Origin of the sequence: Klebsiella sp. 141162, assembly GCF_050600755.1 — a bacterium.
Taxonomy (GTDB): Bacteria; Pseudomonadota; Gammaproteobacteria; order Enterobacterales; family Enterobacteriaceae; genus Klebsiella; species Klebsiella aerogenes.
Window position 1 is genome coordinate 23,427 of the sequence record NZ_JAQIRI010000014.1, and the last position, 22,624, is coordinate 46,050.

The following is a 22,624-nucleotide window of genomic DNA, read 5'->3' on the forward strand; positions in this document are numbered from 1 at the left end:
CGAAAAAACGCCACGCGATTGCGTGGCGTTTTGTTTTGTAGCTTTGTATGATCCAGGCGGGAAAAGCGCCGCTAGCGTTGCCGTATGATATGCGCGGCGGGTAAGGCAGAAAGGACTTTAACAGTCTAAAATATATACAATAAATTTGTAATGTTCTGCTTTTCCCCTTCAGGAGTGGAGACATCATCGTTATACTCCCCGGATTAACTATGCTGAGAGCACATGTGTTGTGAATTTACTCACTGCTATTACTGAATTAATCAGTGTTTTCTTATTCACGACCCTCTTTATATTTGTTGCCCGTAAAGCAGCGAAAAAAATTGGGTTAGTGGATAAGCCAAACTATCGGAAACGGCATCAAGGTTTGATTCCGTTAGTTGGTGGTATCTCAGTTTATGCCGGTATTTGTTTTACCTTTGCGATTGCCGATTATTATATCCCTCATGCCACGCTGTATCTGGCCTGCGCGGGCGTGCTGGTGTTGGTCGGCGCATTAGATGACCGATTTGATATCAGCGTAAAAATTCGTGCGGTTATTCAGGCCGCGATAGCCGTTATCATGATGACGGCGGGTAATCTGCATCTCAGCAGTCTCGGCTATATTTTCGGTTCGTGGGAGTTAGTCCTCGGCCCATTTGGTTTTTTCCTCACCCTTTTCGCCGTTTGGGCGGCAATCAACGCCTTCAATATGGTAGATGGCATTGACGGACTGCTCGGCGGGTTATCGTCCGTCTCCTTTGCCGCAACCGGCATCATCCTGTGGTTTGACGGCCAGTACAGCCTGGCAATGTGGTGTTTTGCGATGATTGCCGCCATTCTGCCCTATATTTTACTTAATCTCGGCGCGCTTGGACGTCGCTATAAAGTGTTTATGGGTGATGCCGGCAGCACCATGATTGGCTTCACCATTATCTGGATCCTGCTGGAAACGACGCAGGGCAAAACGCATCCCATCAGCCCGGTGACGGCGCTGTGGATTATTGCGATTCCATTGATGGATATGGTGGCGATTATGTATCGCCGCCTGAGAAAGGGGATGAGCCCGTTCTCGCCAGACCGTCAGCATATTCATCATTTGATCATGCGTGCCGGGTTTACTTCCCGGCAGGCCTTTGTCCTGATTACGCTGGCTGCCGCTTTATTGGCGCTGGTCGGCGTAGTGGCGGAATACACCCGTATTGTTCCTGAATGGGTGATGTTAATACTCTTTTTGTTTGCTTTTTTACTTTATGGCTACTGCATTAAGCGCGCATGGAAAGTGGCGCGTCTGGTTAAGCGCATTAGACGCAGAATTCGGCGACACAGCGGCAATAATCCAAATTTAACCAAGTAAAACTGGGGACGTGATGACTCAACCATTACCGGGAGCACAAGCAGTGAACGTTGAGAACGAACTGGATATTCGCGGGCTGTTTCGCGCCTTATGGGCAGGAAAAGGCTGGATAGTCGGCATCGCCGTGCTATTCGCGCTGATCGTTCTTATTTATTCCTTTTTTGCTCGCCAGGAGTGGAGCGCGACGGCAATTACCGACCGGCCGACCGTCAATATGCTGGGTGGATACTATTCGCAACAGCAGTTCTTACGTAACCTGGATATCAAAGCCGATCTGGCTTCGGTAGACCAACCTTCCGCCATGGATGAGGCATACAAAGAGTTTATTATGCAACAGGCGTCATGGGATACCCGCCGTGACTTCTGGCTGCAGACCGACTACTACAAGCAGCGTCAGTCAGGCAACGCGCGCGCGGATGCCGCGATGCTTGACGATCTGATCAACGATATTCAGTTTATCCCGGGCGACCCGCTGAAAAGCGTCAATGACAGCATCAAGCTGACGGCGGAGACCGCGCCAGATGCCAATAATCTGCTGCGTCAGTACGTCGCTTTCGCCAGTCAGCGTGCCGCCGGTCATCTTAATGATGAGCTGAAGGGCGCCTGGGCGGCGCGTACCGTACAGATGAAAGCGCAGGTGAAGCGTCAGGAAGAGGTGGCGAGCGAGATCTACAACCGCCGCGTGCAGAGCGTCGAGCAGGCGTTGAAAATCGCCCAGCAGCATAACATTTCACGCAGCGAGACCGATGTTCCGGCGGAGCAGCTGCCGGCCTCCGAACTCTTCTTACTGGGCCGGCCGATGCTGCAGGCGCGCCTCGAAAATCTGCAGGCCGTAGGGCCGGAATACGATCTCGACTATGACCAGAACCGCGCCATGCTGAACACGCTAAACGTTGGCCCGACGCTGGATCCACGTTTTCAGACTTACAGATATTTGCGTACGCCGGAAGAACCTGTAAAACGCGATAGCCCGCGGCGCGTATTTCTGATGATCATGTGGGGGATTGTGGGCGCGCTCATCGGCGCAGGCGTGGCGTTAGCACGTCGTCGTGTCCAGTGAATGGGGCCTGTGATGAAGGCTCCGCGCCATCATCACCTAATCGAAGAGAATCGATGTGAAAGTACTAACTGTATTTGGCACGAGACCAGAAGCCATCAAGATGGCGCCGCTGGTCCATGCGCTGGCAAAGGATCCTCATTTTGAGGCAAAGGTTTGCGTAACCGCGCAGCATCGGGAGATGCTCGATCAGGTGTTGAAACTGTTTTCGATTACGCCGGACTACGATCTGAACATTATGCAGCCGGGGCAGGGATTAACCGAGATTACCTGCCGTATTCTGCAAGGTTTAAAGCCGGTACTGGAGTCGTTTAAGCCGGACGTGGTGCTGGTACATGGCGATACCACGACGACGATGGCGGCCAGTCTGGCGGCGTTTTATCAGCGTATCCCGGTGGGCCACGTAGAAGCGGGCCTGCGTACCGGCGATCTGAACTCGCCGTGGCCGGAAGAGGGCAACCGCACGCTGACCGGGCGCCTGGCGATGTACCATTTCGCCCCGACCGCCACCTCGCGCGATAACCTGCTGCGGGAAAATATTGACGCAGAACGTATTACCGTCACCGGCAATACGGTGATCGATGCGCTGTTCTGGGTTCGCGATCGTGTCCTTGGCGACGAGGCGCTGCGCAATGAACTGATGCAGCGCTACCCGTTCCTCGAAGCGGATAAGAAATTAATTCTGGTGACCGGCCACCGTCGCGAGAGCTTTGGTCTCGGCTTCGAGCACATTTGCCATGCGCTGGCGGATATCGCCAGCCATCATCCTGATGTGCAGATTGTTTACCCGGTTCACCTGAACCCGAATGTCAGTGAACCGGTTAATCGTATTCTCGGCCATGTCGCCAACGTGAAATTAATTGAACCGCAGGATTACCTGCCGTTCGTCTGGCTGATGAATCGCGCGTGGCTGATTCTGACCGATTCCGGCGGGATTCAGGAAGAGGCGCCGTCGCTGGGTAAACCGGTACTGGTGATGCGCGAAATGACGGAACGTCCGGAGGCGGTCGCCGCCGGCACCGTGCGGCTGGTCGGCACCGACAGACAGCGTATCGTTGATGAAGTCACCCGGCTGCTGCAGGATGATGCCGCCTGGCAGGCGATGAGCCGGGCCCATAATCCTTACGGCGATGGACAGGCATGCGATCGTATTTTATCCGCCCTTAAAAATAATCAGGTAACGCTATGAGTTTTTCTACCATTTCAGTGATTGGCCTTGGATACATTGGTCTGCCAACCGCTGCCGCATTTGCGTCCCGGCAACGGCGGGTGGTTGGCGTGGACATCAATCAACACGCCGTAGAGACCATTAACCGTGGTGAGATTCATATCGTCGAGCCGGATTTAGCGAGCGTCGTAAAAACGGCGGTTGAACAGGGATATTTAAGCGCCACCACCGTGCCGGTGGAGTCTGACGCCTACCTGATTGCCGTCCCGACGCCGTTTAAAGGCGGACATGAGCCAGATATGGCCTTTGTCGAATCCGCCGCTAAATCTATTGCGCCGACCCTGAAGAAAGGGGCATTGGTGATCCTGGAATCCACTTCGCCGGTCGGTTCGACCGAACAGATGGCCGAGTGGCTGGCGGCGATGCGCCCCGATCTCAGCTTCCCACAGCAGGTGGGCGAGGCGGCTGACGTTAATATCGCCTACTGTCCGGAGCGCGTGCTGCCGGGGCAGGTGATGGTTGAACTCATCAAAAACGACCGCGTAATTGGCGGTATGTCGCCGGTCTGTTCGGCGCGCGCCAGTGAGCTATATAAAATTTTCCTTGAAGGCGAATGCGTAGTGACTAACTCGCGCACTGCGGAAATGTGCAAGCTGACGGAAAACAGCTTCCGCGACGTCAACATCGCCTTTGCTAACGAACTATCGCTGATTTGCGCCGATCAGGGGATCAACGTCTGGGAACTGATCCGCCTGGCGAACCGCCATCCGCGCGTCAATATTCTGCAGCCGGGTCCGGGCGTCGGCGGCCACTGTATCGCCGTCGATCCGTGGTTTATCGTGGCGCAAAACCCGCAGCAGGCGCGTCTGATTCGCACCGCGCGCGAGGTAAACGACCACAAGCCGGAATGGGTTATCGAACGGGTGAAAGCACAGGTTGCCGAGTGCCTGAATGCCAGCAATAAACGCGCCAGCGAACTGACTATTGCCTGCTTCGGCCTGGCCTTTAAGCCTAACATTGATGATCTACGTGAAAGCCCGGCGATGGAAATTGCCGCGCAGATCGCCCGCTGGCACAGCGGCGCGACGCAGGTGGTTGAGCCCAACATCCACGCGCTGCCGAAGAAACTTGATGGCCTGTGTACGCTGGCGACACTTGATGACGCGCTGGCGAGCGCCGATGTGCTGGTGATGCTGGTCGATCACAAAGAGTTTAAAGCCGTTAGCGGCGATAGCGTTGCTCAGGCCTATATCATCGACACCAAAGGAGTGTGGCGGTGAGAACGATTCTGGTCACCGGCGGCGCGGGCTTTATTGGCTCCGCGGTAGTGCGTGAAATCATCCAGCGCACCGCCGATCGCGTCGTGGTCGTGGATAAGCTGACCTACGCCGGCAATTTGATGTCGCTGGCGCCGGTGGCGCAGGATGCGCGTTTTGCCTTTGAACAGGTGGATATCTGTAACCGGGCTGAGCTGGATCGCGTCTTTCGCCAGCATCAACCCGATACGGTGATGCATCTGGCGGCGGAAAGCCATGTCGATCGTTCCATCGATGGCCCGGCGGCGTTCATCGAAACCAATATCGTCGGTACCTATACGCTGCTGGAAGCCGCGCGCAGCTGGTGGAATACGCTGACGGCGGAGCAAAAATCGGCGTTTCGCTTCCATCATATCTCGACGGACGAAGTGTATGGCGATCTGCACGGCAGCGATGATTTCTTTACCGAGACCACGCCTTATGCGCCAAGCAGCCCCTATTCGGCCTCGAAAGCCAGTAGCGACCATCTGGTACGCGCCTGGCAGCGTACCTATGGCCTGCCGACGCTTATCACTAATTGCTCGAATAACTACGGCCCGTATCACTTCCCGGAGAAGCTGATCCCGTTGATTATTCTCAACGCGCTGGCGGGAAAACCGCTACCGGTTTACGGTAACGGCCAACAAATTCGCGACTGGCTGTATGTCGAAGACCACGCCAGAGCGCTGTATCTGGTGGCAACCCGCGGCGAACCGGGCGAAACTTACAATATCGGCGGCCATAACGAGCGCAAAAACATCGAGGTGGTGGAAACCATTTGCGAATTGCTCGAAGAGCTGGCGCCGCAAAAGCCGCAGGGCGTGGCGCACTATCGCGATCTGATTACCTTTGTCGCTGACCGGCCGGGCCACGATCTGCGTTATGCGATTGATGCGGCGAAGATTGCACGCGAGCTGGGCTGGACGCCGGATGAGACCTTTACTTCCGGCATGCGCAAGACCGTCCAGTGGTATCTGGCAAATGAGGCATGGTGGCGGCAGGTTCAGGACGGTAGCTATCAGGGCGAGCGTCTTGGGCTGCACGGCTAACTGGCCCAGGAGGGCATGATGAAAGGTATTATTCTGGCAGGCGGTTCCGGTACGCGCCTGCATCCCATCACGCGCGGCGTGTCGAAACAGCTGCTGCCGATTTACGACAAGCCGATGATTTACTACCCGCTTTCGGTGTTAATGCTGGCCGGGATCCGTGAAATCCTTATCATCACCACGCCGGAAGATCAGCGCGATTTCCAACGCCTGCTCGGCGATGGTTCCGAGTTCGGTATCCAATTGCAGTATGCCGTTCAGCCGACGCCTGATGGTTTAGCCCAGGCATTTATTATCGGGGAAGCGTTTCTCAACGGCGAACCGGCGTGCCTGGTGCTGGGCGATAATATCTTCTTTGGCCAGAGCTTTAGCCCTAAGCTGCGTAGCGTCGCAACCCGCACCGAAGGGGCGACGGTATTTGGCTATCAGGTGATGGATCCTGAGCGCTTCGGCGTAGTGGAGTTTGATGACAACTTCCGCGCCTTGTCGCTTGAGGAAAAGCCGAAACAACCCAAGTCGAACTGGGCGGTCACCGGGCTTTATTTCTACGATGGAAAAGTGGCCGAATACGCCAAACGGGTCAAACCGTCCGAGCGCGGCGAGCTGGAAATTACCTCCATCAACCAGATGTATCTTGAGGATGGCGCGTTAACCGTCGAGCTGCTTGGGCGCGGCTTTGCGTGGCTGGATACCGGCACGCACGATAGCCTGATTGAAGCCAGCATGTTTGTACAGACGGTAGAGAAGCGGCAGGGCTTTAAAATCGCCTGTCTGGAAGAAATAGCCTGGCGTAACGGCTGGCTTGATGATGACGGCGTCAAACGCGCCGCGAAGCGGCTGGAAAAAACCGGCTATGGCCAATACTTGCTGGATCTCCTCCGTGCCCGCCCGCGCCAGTATTGAAGCGCTGGAGTGGGAAAACCGCTTCTTCGCCGTTAATAGCGGCATCGTTCGCTTTGACGAACGCGCGCCGCTGCTCACCGCTGAAGCCCTGGCGGGATGGTCGCGAGTGCAGGCGAAAGTCGCCGCCAGCGACACCGTCCGGCTGGATGCGCTACAGGAGATCGGTTTTCAACTGGTGGAAGGCGAGGTCGATCTGGCGTTGCCGGTAGGCGAGCCGGCTGATGCTGGCGCCGAATGGGCCGTTGAAGGCGATATTGCGCGACTGCGCGAACTGGCGGCGCAGGCCTTTGCCATGAGCCGTTTTCGCGCTCCCTGGTACGCCGCTGACGCCAGCGGCCGTTTCTACGCGCAATGGATTGAAAACGCGGTACTGGGAACCTTTGATCACCAGTGTCTGTTATTTCGCGCGTCCGATGGCGACATCCGCGCATTTGTTTCTTTGCGTCAGCTCAATGACACCGACGCGCGTATCGGCCTGTTGGCCGGGCGCGGCGCTGGCGCCGAGCTTATGCAGGCGGCGCGCCACTGGGCGGCGCAACGCGGGCTTTCTACACTGCGGGTGGCGACCCAAATGGGCAACACCGCCGCGCTTAAACGTTATATTCTCAGCGGTGCGAATGTGGAAAGCACCGCGTACTGGTTATACAGGTGACACGATGATTCCATTTAACGCACCGCCGGTGGTGGGAACCGAGCTCGATTACATGCAATCGGCGATGAACAGCGGCAAGCTTTGCGGCGACGGCGGTTTTACCCGTCGCTGCCAGCAGTGGTTTGAACAGCGCTTCGGCACCGCGAAGGCGCTGCTGACGCCATCCTGCACCGCGTCTCTGGAAATGGCGGCGCTGCTGCTGGATATTCAGCCGGGCGATGAAGTCATCATGCCCAGCTATACCTTTGTTTCCACCGCCAATGCCTTTGTGCTGCGCGGGGCGAAAATCGTCTTCGTCGATATCCGTCGCGATACGATGAATATTGATGAGTCGTTGATAGAAGCGGCGATCACCGATAAAACCCGGGCGATCGTGCCGGTGCATTATGCGGGCGTGGCCTGTGAGATGGACACCATCATGGCGCTCGCCGCCAAATATAACCTGTACGTGGTGGAAGACGCCGCGCAGGGCGTGATGTCCACCTATAAGGGCCGCGCGCTGGGCACTATCGGCCATATTGGTTGCTTTAGTTTCCATGAGACGAAAAACTACACCGCTGGTGGTGAAGGCGGCGCAACGCTTATCAACGATCCTAAATTGGTGGAACGCGCGGAGATCATTCGCGAAAAAGGCACTAACCGTAGCCAGTTCTTCCGCGGTCTGGTGGATAAGTACACCTGGCGCGATATCGGTTCCAGCTATTTGATGTCCGATCTGCAGGCCGCCTATCTCTGGGCGCAGCTGGAAGCCGCTGAGCGGATTAACCAGCAGCGCCTGATGCTGTGGCAAAATTATTATGACGCGCTGCTGCCGCTGGCGCGCGCGGGCCGTATCGATCTGCCGGCGGTGCCAGCGGATTGCGGGCAAAACGCGCATATGTTTTACATTAAGCTGCGGGATAACGATGACCGGGCGGCGCTGATTAACTGGCTGAAAGAGGCAGAAATTCTGGCGGTGTTCCATTACATTCCGCTACATAGCTGCCCGGCTGGCGAACAGTTCGGCGAGTTCTGCGGCGAAGATCGTTATACCACCCAGGAGAGCGAACGCCTGTTGCGTTTACCGCTGTTCTACAACCTGTCTGCGGTAAACCAACGGACGGTGATTAACTCGCTGCTGAGCTACTTCTCCTGATATGTCGTTGGCAAAAGCATCACTGTGGACCGCGGCGTCCACGTTAGTCAAAATAGGCGCCGGTCTGCTGGTGGTAAAGCTGCTGGCGGTCTCATTCGGCCCGGCGGGCGTAGGCCAGGCCGGTAACTTCCGGCAACTGGTCACCGTCCTTGGCGTACTGGCTGGCGCCGGGATTTTTAATGGCGTCACTAAGCTGGTTGCCCAACATCACGACGATCCGCTACGCCTGAAGCAGGTGGTCGGGACGTCGTCATCAATGGTGCTCGGTTTTTCCACTCTGCTGGCGCTGGTCTTTTTGCTGGCGGCGGCGCCAATAAGCCAGGCGCTGTTCGGCCATTCGCACTATCAGAATCTGGTACGTCTGGTGGCGCTGGTGCAGATGGGGATCGCGTGGGCCAACTATCTGCTGGCGCTGATGAAAGGTTTTCGCGATGCGGCGGGTAACGCTTTTTCGCTGATTGCCGGTAGCCTGATTGGCGTGGCGGCCTATTACGCCTGTTACTACTTCGGTGGTTATCAGGGGGCGCTGTTAGGGCTGGCGTTAGTCCCCGCGCTGGTGGTGGTTCCGGCCGCCATTATGCTATGGCGACGTGGCGCGATCCCGCTGAGCGCGCTACGTCCGCGTTGGGATAACGGCCTTGCAGGGCAGCTATCGAAATTTACCTTGATGGCGCTGATTACCTCGGTGACGCTGCCGGTGGCCTATGTGATGATGCGTAACCTGCTGGCGGCGCATTACGGCTGGGAGGCGGTCGGCATCTGGCAGGGGGTGAGCAGTATCTCGGATGCCTACCTGCAGTTTATTACCGCTTCCTTTAGCGTATATCTGCTGCCGACGTTGTCGCGGCTGAGCGCCAAAACGGACATCACGCGTGAAATAGTGAAGTCGTTGAAATTCGTCCTGCCGGCGGTGGCGGCGGCGAGCCTGACGGTCTGGCTGCTGCGCGATTTTGCCATCTGGTTACTGTTTTCCGCGCGCTTCACCGCTATGCGCGACCTGTTCGCCTGGCAGTTAGTGGGCGATGTTTTAAAAGTTGGCGCTTACGTTTACGGCTATCTGGTGATCGCCAAAGCGTCATTGCGTTTTTATATTCTGACGGAAATCAGCCAGTTCACGCTGCTGACCGCATTTTCACACTGGCTTATTCCGGCGCACGGCGCACTTGGCGCGGCGCAGGCGTATATGGCCACTTATATTGTTTATTTCGCCCTTTGTAGTGGCGTGTTTTTACTCTGGCGTAAACGGGCATGACAGCACTGATACACGTACTGGGATCGGATATCCCGCACCACAACCAGACCGTATTGCGGTTCTTTAACGACGAACTGGCCGCCGACGCGCGGGCCAGGACGTTTATGGTCGTGGGTGATGCGACAGGTATGCGCGAGGCGTATCCGGCGCTGGAAATTACCTGCTACCCGGGTAAAAAATCGCTGGCGCAGGCGGCGATCGCCAAAGCGAAAGCCGATCGCCAGCAGCGCTTTTTTTTCCACGGTCAGTTTAATACCGGTCTGTGGCTGGCGCTGTTGAGCGGCGGGATCCGCCCGTCGCAGTTTAACTGGCATATCTGGGGCGCGGATCTGTATGAAAACTCAGCCAGCCTGAAATTCCGTCTGTTTTATCCTCTGCGCCGCATGGCGCAAGGGCGAGTAGGACGCGTTTTCGCCACCCGCGGCGATCTCAGCTGGTTTGCGAACCGCCATCCGCGAGTGCCGGGCGAACTGCTGTACTTCCCGACCCGCATGGATCCATCGCTAAATTCCCTTGCCGATACCGCCCCGCGCGGTGACACCCTGACCATTCTGGTCGGAAATTCCGGCGATCGTAGTAATGAGCATATTGCAGCGCTAAAGGCGATTTATCAGCAGTTTGGCGATACGGTGAATGTCATCGTACCGATGGGCTATCCGGCCAACAATGAAGCCTACATTGATGAAGTTCGTCAGGCGGGAGCGGCGCTGTTTAGTCGCGAGCATCTGCAGATCCTCAGCGAGAAGCTTGAGTTTGATGATTATCTGGCGCTGCTGCGCCGCTGCGATCTGGGTTATTTCCTGTTTGCGCGCCAGCAGGGTATCGGCACGCTGTGCCTGCTGGTTCAGGCGGGTATTCCCTGCGTGCTCAATCGCGAAAATCCGTTCTGGCAGGATATGACCGAACAACAGATCCCGGTGCTGTTTACCAGCGATACTCTGAATGTCGACGTGGTGCGTGAAGCACAGCGCCAGTTAGCGAGCGTTGATAAAACGCAAATCGCTTTCTTCCGCCCGAACTATCTGGCGGGCTGGCAGCGGGCGTTACAGCTGGCAGCGGAGGATCGGGTATGACGTTAATGCAATTTAGCGGGCTATTGGTGGTCTGGCTGCTGTCGACGCTGTTTATCGCCACCGCCACCTGGTTTGAGTTCCGCCGCGTGCGCTTTAACTTCAACGTCTTTTTCTCGTTGTTGTTCCTGCTCACCTTTTTCTTCGGCTTCCCGTTAACCAGTATCCTGGTGTTCCGCTTTGACGTCAGCGTGGCGCCGCCGGAGATTTTGCTGCAGACGCTACTGGTTGCGGTGTGCTTCTACGCCATCTACTACGTGACCTACAAAACGCGACTGCGTCCGGCATCGCGTGATGTTCCACGTCGCCCGTTGTTCACCATGAACCGGGTTGAAACCCATCTGGCCTGGGGGATTATGATGGGGCTGGCGCTGCTGTGCGTCGGTATCTTCTTCGCCCACAACGGTTTTCTGCTATTTAAGCTCAATTCATACAGCCAGATATTCTCTGCGGAAGTGTCCGGCGTGGCGTTGAAGCGCTTCTTCTACTTCTTTATTCCGGCGATGCTGGTGATCTATTTCCTGCGTCAGGATTACAAGGCGTGGATTTTCTTCCTGGTGAGCACCGTCGCCTTTGGCCTGCTGACCTACGCGATCGTCGGCGGCACCCGCGCCAATATCATTATCGCTTTCGCTATCTTCCTGTTTATCGGCATTATTCGCGGCTGGATCAGCCTGTGGATGCTGGCGGCGGCGGGCGTGCTGGGTATTGTCGGCATGTTCTGGTTGGCGTTGAAGCGCTACGGGATGAACGTTAGCGGCGATGAAGCGTTTTATACTTTCCTCTATCTCACGCGTGATACCTTCTCGCCGTGGGAGAACCTGGCGCTGCTGCTGCAGAACTACGACAAGATTGAGTTCCAGGGGCTGGCGCCGATGATCCGCGACTTCTACGTCTTTATCCCCAGCTGGATGTGGCACGGTCGCCCGACAATGGTGCTGAATACCGCCAATTACTTCACGTGGGAAGTATTAAACAACCATTCGGGGCTGGCGATATCGCCGACGCTGATTGGTTCGCTGGTGGTGATGGGCGGCGTATGGTTCGTACCGCTGGGCGCCGTCGCGGTAGGGCTTATCATTAAATGGTTTGACTGGTTGTACGAACTTGGCAATCGGGAGAGCAATCGCTACAAAGCGGCTATCCTGCACAGTTTCTGTTTCGGCGCTATCTTCAACATGATAGTGCTGGCACGCGAAGGGTTGGATTCGTTCGGCTCCCGCGTGGTGTTTTTCCTCGTGATCTTTGGTATCTGCTTGTTAGCGGCGAAATTGCTGTACTGGCTCCTGGACAGCGCAGGATTGATTCATAAGCGGGTGAAGCCGCTTTCGCAACCGCAGGTATGATAAGGATGAACATGACTGATAACACTTCCGCGCCGCAGTATGCGCTGCGAGGGCTGCAGCTTATTGGCTGGCGCGACATGCAGCATGCGCTCAACTATCTCTTCGCCGACGGCGAACTGCGTCAGGGAACGCTGGTCGCGATCAACGCCGAAAAAATGCTGGCGGTAGAGGATATCCCGGAAGTGCGTGCGCTGATTGAGGCCGCCGAGTTTAAATATGCCGACGGCATCAGCGTCGTGCGCTCATTACGCAAAAAATATCCGCAGGCTGAGGTGTCGCGCGTTGCCGGCGCCGATCTGTGGGAGGCCTTAATGGAGCGCGCCGGGGCGCAGGGAACGCCGGTGTTTCTGATTGGCGGCAAGCCCGAGGTGCTGGCGGAGACGCAAGCGAAGCTACGTGAACGCTGGAAGGTGAATATCGTCGGCAGTCAGGACGGCTATTTTTCCGCCGATCAGCGCCAGCAGCTGTTTGAACGGGTACGCGACAGCGGGGCGAAAATTGTCACCGTCGCGATGGGATCGCCGCGCCAGGAAATTCTGATGCGCGACTGCCGACTGGTGTATCCCGCCGCGTTGTATATGGGCGTTGGCGGCACTTATGACGTCTTTACCGGCCACGTTCACCGGGCGCCAAAATTCTGGCAGAACCTGGGGCTGGAGTGGTTTTATCGCCTGCTCCTGCAGCCGAGCCGCATCAAAAGACAGTTCCGTCTACTGCGCTATTTACGTTGGCATTATTCCGGCAAGCTCTGATATTCCACTGCAACCAGACGAGATTGCATACATATTCTGTGTAATCTCTTCACTCGCCTGATACTTTATTTGCCATTTCCGTAAAATTAATTAACCATTCGCATGCTTCAAACGCGTGGGGGAGACCTGCGCGCCGGCAAGGCTATGGTTTCAATGAATAACAATAACCGGGAGTACCCGGAATACAGCAAACACAAGAGGCTTTATGACTGAGAAAAAAGCGGAACTCCAGCGTGGACTGGAGGCCCGACATATTGAGCTAATCGCGCTAGGCGGGACGATTGGCGTAGGGTTATTCATGGGCGCGGCAAGTACGCTGAAGTGGGCCGGTCCGTCCGTCCTGCTGGCGTATATTATCGCCGGTTTATTTGTCTTCTTTATCATGCGTTCGATGGGCGAGATGTTGTTCCTCGAACCAGTAACCGGCTCATTCGCCGTTTACGCACATCGCTACATGAGCCCGTTCTTCGGCTATCTCACGGCCTGGTCATACTGGTTTATGTGGATGGCGGTGGGGATATCTGAGATCACCGCCATCGGGGTATACGTGCAGTTCTGGTTCCCGGAGATGGCGCAGTGGATCCCGGCGCTAATTGCCGTCGGACTGGTGGCGTTGGCTAACCTGGCGGCAGTGCGTCTGTACGGCGAGATCGAGTTCTGGTTTGCGATGATTAAAGTCACCACCATTATCGTGATGATTGTCATCGGCCTGGGGGTCATCTTCTTTGGTTTCGGCAACGGCGGACAGTCGATCGGTTTTGGCAACCTTACCGAGCACGGCGGCTTCTTCGCCGGCGGCTGGAAAGGCTTCCTGACGGCGCTGTGTATTGTCGTCGCCTCTTATCAGGGCGTTGAACTTATCGGTATCACCGCCGGGGAAGCGAAAAACCCACAGGTCACGTTGCGTAGCGCGGTAGGCAAGGTGCTGTGGCGTATCCTGATTTTCTACGTGGGGGCGATTTTCGTTATCGTGACTATCTTCCCGTGGAACCAGATTGGCTCGACCGGTAGCCCATTCGTTCTCACCTTCGCCAAAATCGGCATTACCGCGGCGGCGGGGATTATCAACTTCGTGGTGCTGACCGCCGCGCTGTCGGGCTGTAACAGCGGGATGTATAGCTGTGGACGCATGTTATATGCGCTGGCGCGTAATCGTCAGCTACCGGCGGCAATGGCCAAAGTGTCGCGTCAGGGCGTACCGGTAGCGGGCGTTGCGCTGTCGATCGTGATTCTGCTAATCGGTTCGTGCCTGAACTACATTATTCCTAACCCGCAGCGCGTGTTTGTCTATGTCTATAGCGCCAGCGTGTTGCCGGGGATGGTGCCGTGGTTTGTGATCCTGATAAGCCAGCTGCGTTTCCGCCGCGAGCATCAGCAGGCGATGTCCAGCCATCCGTTCCGTTCGCTGTTGTTCCCGTGGGCGAACTATTTGACGATGGCATTCCTCGTTTGTGTGCTGATCGGCATGGGAATCAACGATGAAACCCGGATGTCGCTCTTTGTCGGGATTATTTTCCTTGCCGCGGTGACCCTTATTTATAAGGTTTTCGGCCTCGGCAAGCGGGGAAATCTCGATAAAACGGCGGAATAAGCGCCAAAGCGCACAAACTGTGAGCAAATAGAAATTTTATTTAAAAAGGCACTAGACAGGGGTGGGGGAAGTCCGTATTATCCACCCCCGCAACGGCGCTAAGCGCCCGTAGCTCAGCTGGATAGAGCGCTGCCCTCCGGAGGCAGAGGTCTCAGGTTCGAATCCTGTCGGGCGCACCATTTACCCGGTGCTGGAGCTGCGGTGGTTTTAATACCGCGTAAAAGAATTGTTGTGGTGGCTATAGCTCAGTTGGTAGAGCCCTGGATTGTGATTCCAGTTGTCGTGGGTTCGAATCCCATTAGCCACCCCATTATTTGATAGAGTTGTGAATTGCGAAGGTGGCGGAATTGGTAGACGCGCTAGCTTCAGGTGTTAGTGTTCTTACGGACGTGGGGGTTCAAGTCCCCCCCCTCGCACCACGACTTTAAAGAATTGAACTAAAAATTCAAAAAGCAGTATTTCGGCGAGTAGCGCAGCTTGGTAGCGCAACTGGTTTGGGACCAGTGGGTCGGAGGTTCGAATCCTCTCTCGCCGACCAATTTTGAACCCCGCTTCGGCGGGGTTTTTTGTTTTCCGGTTTTCTCCAGTCGTCTTTTATCCCGCTGATCTTCCTCGTAAAAAATAGGTTCCACGTCTGCGAATTATTGTCCGGAATTGTCCCAAATGATTGCTGCGATAGATGCAATCTCGCTGGATCCTGTGCGATAATAACCGGGTAGATGCTCATTCCATCTCTTATGTTCGCCTTTGTGCCTCATAAACTCAGGAATGATGCAGAGCCGTACTTACGGTGCTTATCGTCCACTGATAGATGTCGCATTTCATATGTCTCATCAAACACCATGGACATAACGTTGAGTGAAGCACCCAATTTGTTGTCAAACAGACCTGTTTTAACGCCTGCCCTGATTTCAGCGCAGGCGTTTTTTTCTTTCAGGGGTAGGCTATTTTTTCGCGAGAGAAGGGCGCTATCGCCCCGAACGAGGCGATAGCGTTATCGTGAATTACTGCTGAGGGTTATTGTGTAGCGTCAACAGCAGGCCGTCACGACGCATGGTCGCCGCTTCTTCCGGCTGGTGCAGGCGGTCGAGCGCATCGGCAAGCCACGCGTAATCAAAGGCATCCGGGCGCTGCTTAAGCGCGGCGCGGAAAGCGATACTGGCCTCCTGCCATTCACCGTGACGCATCAGCGACTGGCCCAGGGTGCTCCACAGCAGCGGACGGTCGCCGACGGCTTTGATCTGCTGGCGCAGCACTTTCTCCAGTTGTTCAGGATTATTGGTCTTCAGCCGCGGGATTGGCATAACCAGGCGGTCGTCGTACTGTTTCTTCAGACCATCGATAATAATCTGCTGTGCGGTGTCGTGATCGTCGCTCTCGATCAGGCGTTCGGCCATCGCCACCTGCAGCGGTATCAGGGCGCGCGTTTTACGGCTCTGGTTGCGCCACCACTCGCGTAGCCCTTCGCTACCGCCGTCGGCCAGCGCTTTGTCCATCAGGCCAATCCACGCCAGCTGTTCCAGCGCGGCGCGGTGCTCTTCATCCCCCACGTTGGCTTTCGCCATGGATGGAATGATGTCCAGCAGCGAATTCCACGCGCCGGTACGGGTATAGGCCTGCTCGGCAAGACGCAGCACCTCCGGATGACGCGGGGTCACTTCCAGTAGCTTATCGATGCCGTGACGGGCGGCGTGGTTTTCATTACGCGCCAGCTGTAGGCGCACGCGGGTGATTTCAACCGGGATCAGGTCATCGCCAGCCAGTTCGGCGGCGCGCTCAAGATGCTGATTGGCGCGAGCTTCATCACCGCGCTGTTGGGCCGCTTCCGCCGCTAACAGATAGTTCACTACCGGTTGTTCGGCGTGATCGGCATTTTTCGCCATCAGCTTTTCAACCTGTTGGTAATCGCCTTCCGCCAGTTTCAGCAGCGCTTGCTCGGTTTGCTTACGCGCGCGGCGGCGCTTACGGCCGACGAACCAGCCGCGCGTGTGCGCGCCGGTACGGAAAATGCGGCGCAACAGCCATTCAATGGCGAACAGCACCACCATTGCGAGGATCAGGATGATCACAAGGCCCGTCACGCTGGTTTCGATATTGTAGTTATCGGTCTGGATCAGAACGTAGCCCTGGTGGCCAGCGATCATCGGGCCGACGACGATCCCGGCGATCAGCAGTGCGAAAAGCAGGAGAATTTTCAGCATCGGTTATTCTCCTTGTGGCGCAGGGGCTGGCGCGGTCGGTGCTGGCGTCGGCGTCGGAGCGGCTGCCGCAGGCTGGGCCATTAAATTACGCACCCGAGTTTGCATCAGCTTTTCCAGCAGGCTCTGGCTCTGCAACGTTTCCGGTACGCTCATGGTGATACTTTGCTGACTGAGCTTATCCACCTCTTCAAGGAAAGCCTTGGTAGTGGCGTCTTCAGTATCGTAATAGGCGCGTACCCAGGTGGAGACGTTTTCCAGCGCCTGCTTATAGGTTTCTTCCTGATGACGCGGCACCGCCTGCGCGGCAACCAGCAGACGAGAGCGGATATTTTCGCGCAGATAGACATCCTGATTCGGCGCTAACAGCGGCACCGCCGTTTCGTCACGGCGACGTATGGTAATGAAGCTATCCATAAAGTTCTGCCAGCTTTTCTGCAGGTTAACGCGCCATTCGCCGATGGAGCTGGAGAGCTCGTCGCTGTCGGCATCCATCGGAGAATCATCGTCGTTATTATCAGCCAGACGCAGATTGTCGATTTGGTTCGCCAGCTGGTTAACCTTAAGGATAATGCCGTCGTAATCGACCTGACTTACCGCCGACAGCGAAGCGATGTCATCGGTGATGGCGCGGCGCGCGCCGATAAGGCTTGGGTCGTTCATGTCGGCGAGACTGGCATCGGCGCTTTTCAGCAGCGCGGCGGCGGTCGTCACATCCTGATCGCTCCACAGCTTACGTCCCGCCAGCTTAACCAGGAAATCAGCCTGCGCCAGCAGCCAGGTTTTGGCGTCGCTGCCGGAAATCACTGCAACTTTTTGCTGTAGCTCATCAAGCTGTTTCGTCAGGGTTTCCTGTTCGCGTTTGGCCTCGCTCAACCGATCGGCCTGCTGTTTGATAATGCCTTCCAGCTCGCTCTTCTGGCTATCCTGCGCTTTTTGCAGCGCTGCGATCTGGCTTGATAATTCCGAGCTGGTTTCATTTTGGCGCGTGGATTGCTGTTTATTCAAACCATACAGGCCAATACCGGCGGCGAGGGCGATAGCGATAGCTATCGCGCTGAGCGCCAGGCTGGTTTTGTTGCCGGCCTTTTTCTTCTCGTTGTTTTCTGGCTGTGGCGTGGTTTCCACGGCCTCCCTGGTCTCTTCAACCACGGCGGATTGATTTTGTTGTTCCGTCATTATGGCTTCCAATGTTGAGAGTTATTGTAATGCGCGTAGCAGCGCATCGTTGTCGGCGTTATCGGCAACCTGAATATCCTGCCAGCCCAATTCCCGGGCCTGAAGGGCCAGACGTTCGCTGACAACGACAAGGCTACAGTGCAGCAGCCACCGTTCGCGATACCACTGGGGTATTAACGACCACAGCTGCTGCAGCATCTCGCCGCTGGTGACCACCAGCGTAGTGACTCCACGAGATTGCCAGCGCATAGCCTCTTCCGCACCATCATAGTACTTCGCACAACGTTGATAACATTCACAAAATGTTACTTCGGCGCCGCGTTCACGCAGCGTGTCGCCTAATAATTCCCGCCCGCCGTTGCCGCGCAGAATCAGGGCTTTCTTGCCTGCAATGTTTTGTAATTCAGGTAATTGTAGCAAGACTTCGCTGATTTCCCGATCTAACGGGTAACGGATATTTTTACCACTGACCGTATGCAGAGCCAGCGCGGTGGTGCGGCCTATCGAGAAATAGGCCGGATCGGAGGGCCAGCGTTGGCTCTCCTGCAGCAGACGGGCATGGGCGAATTCCACCGCATGCTGCGATAGCGCAAACAACAAATCGTCCGCGCCTAATGCCGCCAGCTGGCGCGGGAGCGCTGCCAGCTCCCGCCCCGGCGTGAATTCAATCAGCGGAAAGCTCCAGGCCACGCGTCCCAGCGCGCGCAGGCGGCTGACTAACTCTTCACCTTGCGGTAGCGGACGGGTGACCAGGATGCTCATCGTGGGGCTTCTCCATCATAGACCGCCGCGAGGATGTCGCGGGCGCCGTTATCCAGTAGCTCTTCCGCCAGCGAGACGCCGAGCGCCTCTGCCTCTTCCGGCCGGCCGCGGCGTTCACCGCGCACGACCAGCGACCCATCCGGCGCGCCCACCAGCGCCCGTAGCCACAGCTCACCATCGCGCAGTTCGGCATAGCTGCCAATCGGCACCTGACAACCGCCTTCGAGACGGGTGTTCATCGCCCGCTCGGCGCGCACGCGCACGGCGGTTTCCGTATGGTTAAGCGGCGCTAACAGCGCTTTGGTCCATTCATCGTCAAGGCGGCATTCGATACCTACCGCGCCCTGGCCGACGGCCGGCAGAGATTGCTCAGGCGAGAGCGGCTGGCGAATACGCGCTTCCAGTTTCAGCCGCTTCAATCCGGCGGCGGCGAGGATAATAGCGTCATACTCGCCGTTATCGAGTTTGCCTAATCGCGTGCCAACGTTGCCGCGTAGCGAACGGATCACCAGATCGGGGCGCTCTGCCGCCAACTGGCATTGGCGACGTAAACTTGACGTGCCAACGATGCTGCCGGCCGGCAGATCGTCAATTGAGGCATAGTGATTGGAAACAAATGCGTCGCGCGGATCTTCACGCTCGCAGATGGTGACCAACCCCAGGCCTTCCGGGAATTCGACCGGGACATCTTTCATCGAATGGACGGCGATATCGGCGCGCCCTTCAATCATGGCGAGCTCTAGCTCTTTCACAAATAAGCCCTTGCCGCCCACCTTTGCCAGCGGGGTATCAAGGAGCACGTCGCCGCGGGTGACCATGGGCACCAGCTCAACGGAAAGCCCCGTATGACACGACTCCAGGCGCTCTTTCACATAATGTGCCTGCCATAGCGCAAGCGGGCTTTGCCGTGTGGCAATTCTCAAAACTTTGTCTAACATGCTTGTTACCGTCATTGTCGACCACGAGCCATCCTAACATTGTTGCTTTAGGGATGTTAGTTTCACGGTTGTTTCACGGTTAATGTGGGATGCTGGCACGATGTCCTTTAGCGTTTCATGCGGCTGCGGTTGCCGCAAGCGTAGTGGGGAATTTACACCCGGCAAACGGTGCTACACTTGTATGTAGCGCATCTTTCTTTACGGTCAAACAGCAAGGTGTTAAATTGATCACGTTTTAAACCATTTGTCAGCCAGCAGTTCATCACAACCACACCGATGACGAATGGTGACGGTTCTTGTTGAAATACTGAAATCCTCCGTACTATTGTACGTCGGATTTTTGAACATCAGGCGATATGTCTTGTACCTCTATATTGAGACACTGAAACAGAGACTGGATGCCATCAACCAACTGCGCGTGGATCGCGCGCTTGCTGCCATGGGACCCGCTTTCCAGCAGGTTTACAGTCTTCTGCCGACATTACTACATTATCATCACCCGCTGATGCCGGGTTACCTTGACGGTAACGTTCCCCGCGGCATTTGCCTCTACACGCCTGATGAAACCCAACGCCACTACCTTGACGAACTCGAACTGCACCGCGGCCTGCTGACGCAGGAGCCGCCGAAAGGCGAACTGCCGATTACCGGCGTTTATTCGATGGGCAGTACCTCCTCCGTTGGGCAAAGCTGCTCTTCCGATCTGGATATCTGGGTATGCCATCAGGCCTGGCTGGATAACGAAGAACGCCAGCTGCTGCAGCGTAAATGCAGCCTGCTTGAAAACTGGGCGGCGTCGCTCGGCGTCGAGGTCAGTTTCTTCCTGATCGACGAAAACCGCTTCCGCCATAACGAAAGCGGCAGCCTCGGCGGCGAAGACTGCGGTTCGACCCAGCATATTTTGTTGCTCGATGAATTTTACCGCACCGCCGTGCGTCTCGCCGGGAAGCGTATTCTGTGGAATATGGTGCCGGGTGATGAAGAAGACCATTACGATGACTACGTGATGGGGCTGTATGCCCAGGGCGTGCTGACGCCAAACGAATGGCTCGATCTCGGCGGCCTCAGTTCGCTGTCGGCGGAAGAGTACTTCGGCGCCAGCCTGTGGCAGCTGTATAAGAGTATCGACTCCCCGTATAAAGCGGTGCTGAAAACGCTGCTGCTGGAAGCCTACTCCTGGGAATACCCCAACAACCGCCTGTTGGCGAAAGATATTAAACAGCGCCTGCACGATGGCGAGATTGTCTCGTTCGGTCTCGACCCCTACTGCATGATGCTGGAGCGCGTTACCGGCTATCTGCAGGCTATCGAAGACGACACCCGTCTCGATCTGGTACGCCGCTGCTTCTACCTGAAAGTCTGTGAAAAACTCAGCCGCGAGCGCGCCTGCGTGGGCTGGCGTCGTGAAGTCGTCAGCCAGTTGGTGAAAGAGTGGGGCTGGGATGAAAAGCGTCTGATGATGCTTGATAACCGCGCTAACTGGAAAATCGATGAAGTGCGCAAAGCGCACAACGAACTGCTCGACGCGATGATGCAGAGCTATCGTAATCTGATCCGTTTCGCCCGGCGCAATAACCTCAGCGTCTCCGCCAGCCCGCAGGATATCGGCGTGCTGACGCGTAAGCTGTATGCCGCCTTTGAAGCCCTGCCGGGCAAAGTTACCCTGGTAAACCCGCAAATTTCACCGGACCTGTCGGAACCGAATCTGACCTTTATCCACGTGCCGCCGGGCCGCGCTAACCGTACCGGTTGGTATCTGTATAACCGCGCGCCGGATATGGAATCGATCATCAGCCATCAGCCGCTGGAATATAACCGTTATCTTAATAAGCTGGTGGCCTGGGCCTGGTTTAACGGCCTGCTGACCTCACGCACCCGTCTGTTTATTAAGGGCAACGGTATCGTCGATTTGCCGAAGCTGCAGGAGATGGTGGCCGACGTGTCGCACCACTTCCCGCTGCGCCTGCCGGCGCCGACGCCAAAAGCGCTGTACAGCCCGTGCGAAATTCGCCACCTGGCGATTATCGTCAACCTCGAATATGACCCGACGGCGGCATTCCGCAATCAGGTGGTGCATTTCGACTTCCGTAAGCTCGATGTTTTCAGCTTTGGCGAAGAGCAAAAATGCCTGATTGGCAGCGTCGACCTGCTGTATCGCAACTCGTGGAACGAAGTGCGCACGCTGCACTTTAACGGTGAGCAGGCGATGATCGAAGCGCTGAAAACTATTCTCGGCAAAATGCATCAGGACGCCGCGCCGCCGGATAGCGTGGAGGTGTTCTGCTATAGCCAGCACCTGCGCGGCCTTATCCGCACCCGCGTGCAGCAGATGGTCTCCGAGTGCATCGAACTGCGTCTCTCCAGTACCCGTCAGGATACCGGGCGCTTCAAAGCGCTGCGCGTCTCCGGCCAGACCTGGGGCCTGTTCTTCGAGCGCCTGAACGTGTCGGTGCAGAAGCTGGAAAACGCCATTGAGTTCTACGGCGCTATCTCGCACAACAAGCTCCACGGCCTGTCGGTACAGGTAGAAACCAATCACGTTAAGCTGCCGGCGGTGGTGGATGGCTTCGCCAGCGAAGGGATAATTCAATTCTTCTTTGAAGATGCGGATAACAATGACAGCGGCTTTAACATCTACATTCTCGACGAAAGCAACCGCGCAGAGGTCTATCACCACTGCGAGGGCAGCAAAGAAGAGCTGGTGCGCGACGTCAGCCGCTTCTACTCGTCATCGCACGATCGCTTCACCTACGGCTCAAGCTTCATTAACTTCAACCTGCCGCAGTTCTATCAGATAGTCGAAGTTGACGGACGCACGCAGGTGATCCCGTTCCGCAGTCAGGCGATTGCCGCCGCGGTGCCGCCGGGCCAGGAAGCGGTCGCCTCACCGGTGCTGCAGCAGCGCTACTCGTAGATTTGCCCCGGATAAGGCGCGAGCCGCTATCCG

At 56.4% G+C, this 22,624-nt stretch carries 18 protein-coding genes and 4 tRNA genes; 18 read left to right on the top strand and 4 right to left on the bottom strand.

Annotation, left to right across the window (positions count from 1 at the left end):
• Positions 1-229 precede the first annotated feature (229 nt).
• The 17 genes from wecA (at position 230) to PGR23_RS23445 (ending at position 15,138) form a co-directional block, all read left to right on the top strand.
• A complete protein-coding gene (wecA, locus tag PGR23_RS23365; protein WP_015368885.1) occupies positions 230-1,333 on the top strand; it encodes a UDP-N-acetylglucosamine--undecaprenyl-phosphate N-acetylglucosaminephosphotransferase in 1,104 nt (367 codons plus the stop codon).
• A 13-nt stretch (positions 1,334-1,346) separates the two neighbouring features.
• A complete protein-coding gene (gene wzzE / locus PGR23_RS23370; protein WP_047045682.1) occupies positions 1,347-2,393 on the top strand; it encodes an ECA polysaccharide chain length modulation protein in 1,047 nt (348 codons plus the stop codon).
• 55 nt (positions 2,394-2,448) lie between these two features.
• The gene (wecB, locus tag PGR23_RS23375; RefSeq protein ID WP_072048022.1) at positions 2,449-3,579 is read left to right on the top strand and encodes a non-hydrolyzing UDP-N-acetylglucosamine 2-epimerase; all 1,131 of its coding nucleotides are present in this window, start codon (positions 2,449-2,451) and stop codon (positions 3,577-3,579) included.
• Complete coding sequence (gene wecC / locus PGR23_RS23380) at positions 3,576-4,838, top strand: UDP-N-acetyl-D-mannosamine dehydrogenase (RefSeq protein ID WP_047066626.1); 1,263 nt, start codon at positions 3,576-3,578, stop codon at positions 4,836-4,838. Before wecB ends, wecC begins: the two co-directional genes overlap by 4 nt.
• Positions 4,835-5,902 (top strand): dTDP-glucose 4,6-dehydratase, encoded by a 1,068-nt coding sequence (gene rffG / locus PGR23_RS23385; RefSeq protein WP_396280073.1) that lies wholly within the window; start codon positions 4,835-4,837, stop codon positions 5,900-5,902. The genes wecC and rffG overlap by 4 nt, the downstream gene beginning before the upstream one ends.
• Positions 5,903-5,920: 18 nt before the next feature.
• Positions 5,921-6,802 (top strand): glucose-1-phosphate thymidylyltransferase RfbA, encoded by an 882-nt coding sequence (rfbA, locus tag PGR23_RS23390; RefSeq protein WP_087858709.1) that lies wholly within the window; start codon positions 5,921-5,923, stop codon positions 6,800-6,802.
• Positions 6,780-7,454 carry a dTDP-4-amino-4,6-dideoxy-D-galactose acyltransferase gene (gene rffC, locus PGR23_RS23395; protein ID WP_047078522.1) on the top strand — a complete coding sequence of 225 codons (675 nt, stop codon included), beginning with the start codon at positions 6,780-6,782 and terminating at the stop codon, positions 7,452-7,454. Before rfbA ends, rffC begins: the two co-directional genes overlap by 23 nt.
• A gap of 4 nt (positions 7,455-7,458) precedes the next feature.
• Complete coding sequence (gene rffA / locus PGR23_RS23400; RefSeq protein WP_045395563.1) at positions 7,459-8,589, top strand: dTDP-4-amino-4,6-dideoxygalactose transaminase; 1,131 nt, start codon at positions 7,459-7,461, stop codon at positions 8,587-8,589.
• Between the two features lies 1 nt (position 8,590).
• The gene (gene wzxE / locus PGR23_RS23405) at positions 8,591-9,841 is read left to right on the top strand and encodes a lipid III flippase WzxE (protein ID WP_045378694.1); all 1,251 of its coding nucleotides are present in this window, start codon (positions 8,591-8,593) and stop codon (positions 9,839-9,841) included.
• Positions 9,838-10,914, top strand: a complete 1,077-nt coding sequence (locus PGR23_RS23410) for a TDP-N-acetylfucosamine:lipid II N-acetylfucosaminyltransferase (protein WP_047045691.1) — start codon at positions 9,838-9,840, stop codon at positions 10,912-10,914. The genes wzxE and PGR23_RS23410 overlap by 4 nt, the downstream gene beginning before the upstream one ends.
• Positions 10,911-12,257, top strand: coding sequence for an ECA oligosaccharide polymerase (wzyE, locus tag PGR23_RS23415; RefSeq protein WP_396280072.1), 1,347 nt, complete (start codon positions 10,911-10,913; stop codon positions 12,255-12,257). Before PGR23_RS23410 ends, wzyE begins: the two co-directional genes overlap by 4 nt.
• A gap of 11 nt (positions 12,258-12,268) precedes the next feature.
• The gene (gene wecG / locus PGR23_RS23420; RefSeq protein WP_045395568.1) at positions 12,269-13,009 is read left to right on the top strand and encodes a lipopolysaccharide N-acetylmannosaminouronosyltransferase; all 741 of its coding nucleotides are present in this window, start codon (positions 12,269-12,271) and stop codon (positions 13,007-13,009) included.
• A 205-nt stretch (positions 13,010-13,214) separates the two neighbouring features.
• Positions 13,215-14,600, top strand: a complete 1,386-nt coding sequence (gene thrP / locus PGR23_RS23425; RefSeq protein WP_396280071.1) for a bifunctional threonine/serine APC transporter ThrP — start codon at positions 13,215-13,217, stop codon at positions 14,598-14,600.
• A 102-nt stretch (positions 14,601-14,702) separates the two neighbouring features.
• Positions 14,703-14,779 (top strand) — tRNA-Arg (locus PGR23_RS23430).
• A 55-nt stretch (positions 14,780-14,834) separates the two neighbouring features.
• A tRNA-His gene (locus PGR23_RS23435) sits at positions 14,835-14,910 on the top strand.
• Positions 14,911-14,932: 22 nt separating this feature from the next.
• Positions 14,933-15,019: transfer RNA gene (locus tag PGR23_RS23440), tRNA-Leu, on the top strand.
• A gap of 42 nt (positions 15,020-15,061) precedes the next feature.
• A tRNA-Pro gene (locus PGR23_RS23445) sits at positions 15,062-15,138 on the top strand.
• Between the two features lie 466 nt (positions 15,139-15,604).
• On the opposite strand, the gene hemY is transcribed toward PGR23_RS23445, so the two are convergent.
• From hemY to hemC, 4 genes are read right to left on the bottom strand one after another with little or no spacing between them, the layout of a single operon-like run.
• Positions 15,605-16,801 (bottom strand): protoheme IX biogenesis protein HemY, encoded by a 1,197-nt coding sequence (gene hemY, locus PGR23_RS23450; RefSeq protein ID WP_042894676.1) that lies wholly within the window; start codon positions 16,799-16,801, stop codon positions 15,605-15,607.
• Between the two features lie 3 nt (positions 16,802-16,804).
• Positions 16,805-17,977, bottom strand: coding sequence for a uroporphyrinogen-III C-methyltransferase (gene hemX / locus PGR23_RS23455; protein ID WP_045395572.1), 1,173 nt, complete (start codon positions 17,975-17,977; stop codon positions 16,805-16,807).
• A 21-nt stretch (positions 17,978-17,998) separates the two neighbouring features.
• On the bottom strand, positions 17,999-18,739 hold the full coding sequence (hemD, locus tag PGR23_RS23460; protein ID WP_045395574.1) for a uroporphyrinogen-III synthase: 741 nt from the start codon (positions 18,737-18,739) through the stop codon (positions 17,999-18,001).
• Complete coding sequence (gene hemC / locus PGR23_RS23465) at positions 18,736-19,677, bottom strand: hydroxymethylbilane synthase (protein ID WP_396280070.1); 942 nt, start codon at positions 19,675-19,677, stop codon at positions 18,736-18,738. Before hemC ends, hemD begins: the two co-directional genes overlap by 4 nt.
• Before the next feature lie 361 nt (positions 19,678-20,038).
• Between hemC and cyaA the strand changes: the two genes are divergently transcribed.
• On the top strand, positions 20,039-22,591 hold the full coding sequence (cyaA, locus tag PGR23_RS23470) for a class I adenylate cyclase (RefSeq protein WP_430915660.1): 2,553 nt from the start codon (positions 20,039-20,041) through the stop codon (positions 22,589-22,591).
• Positions 22,592-22,624: the final 33 nt, after the last annotated feature.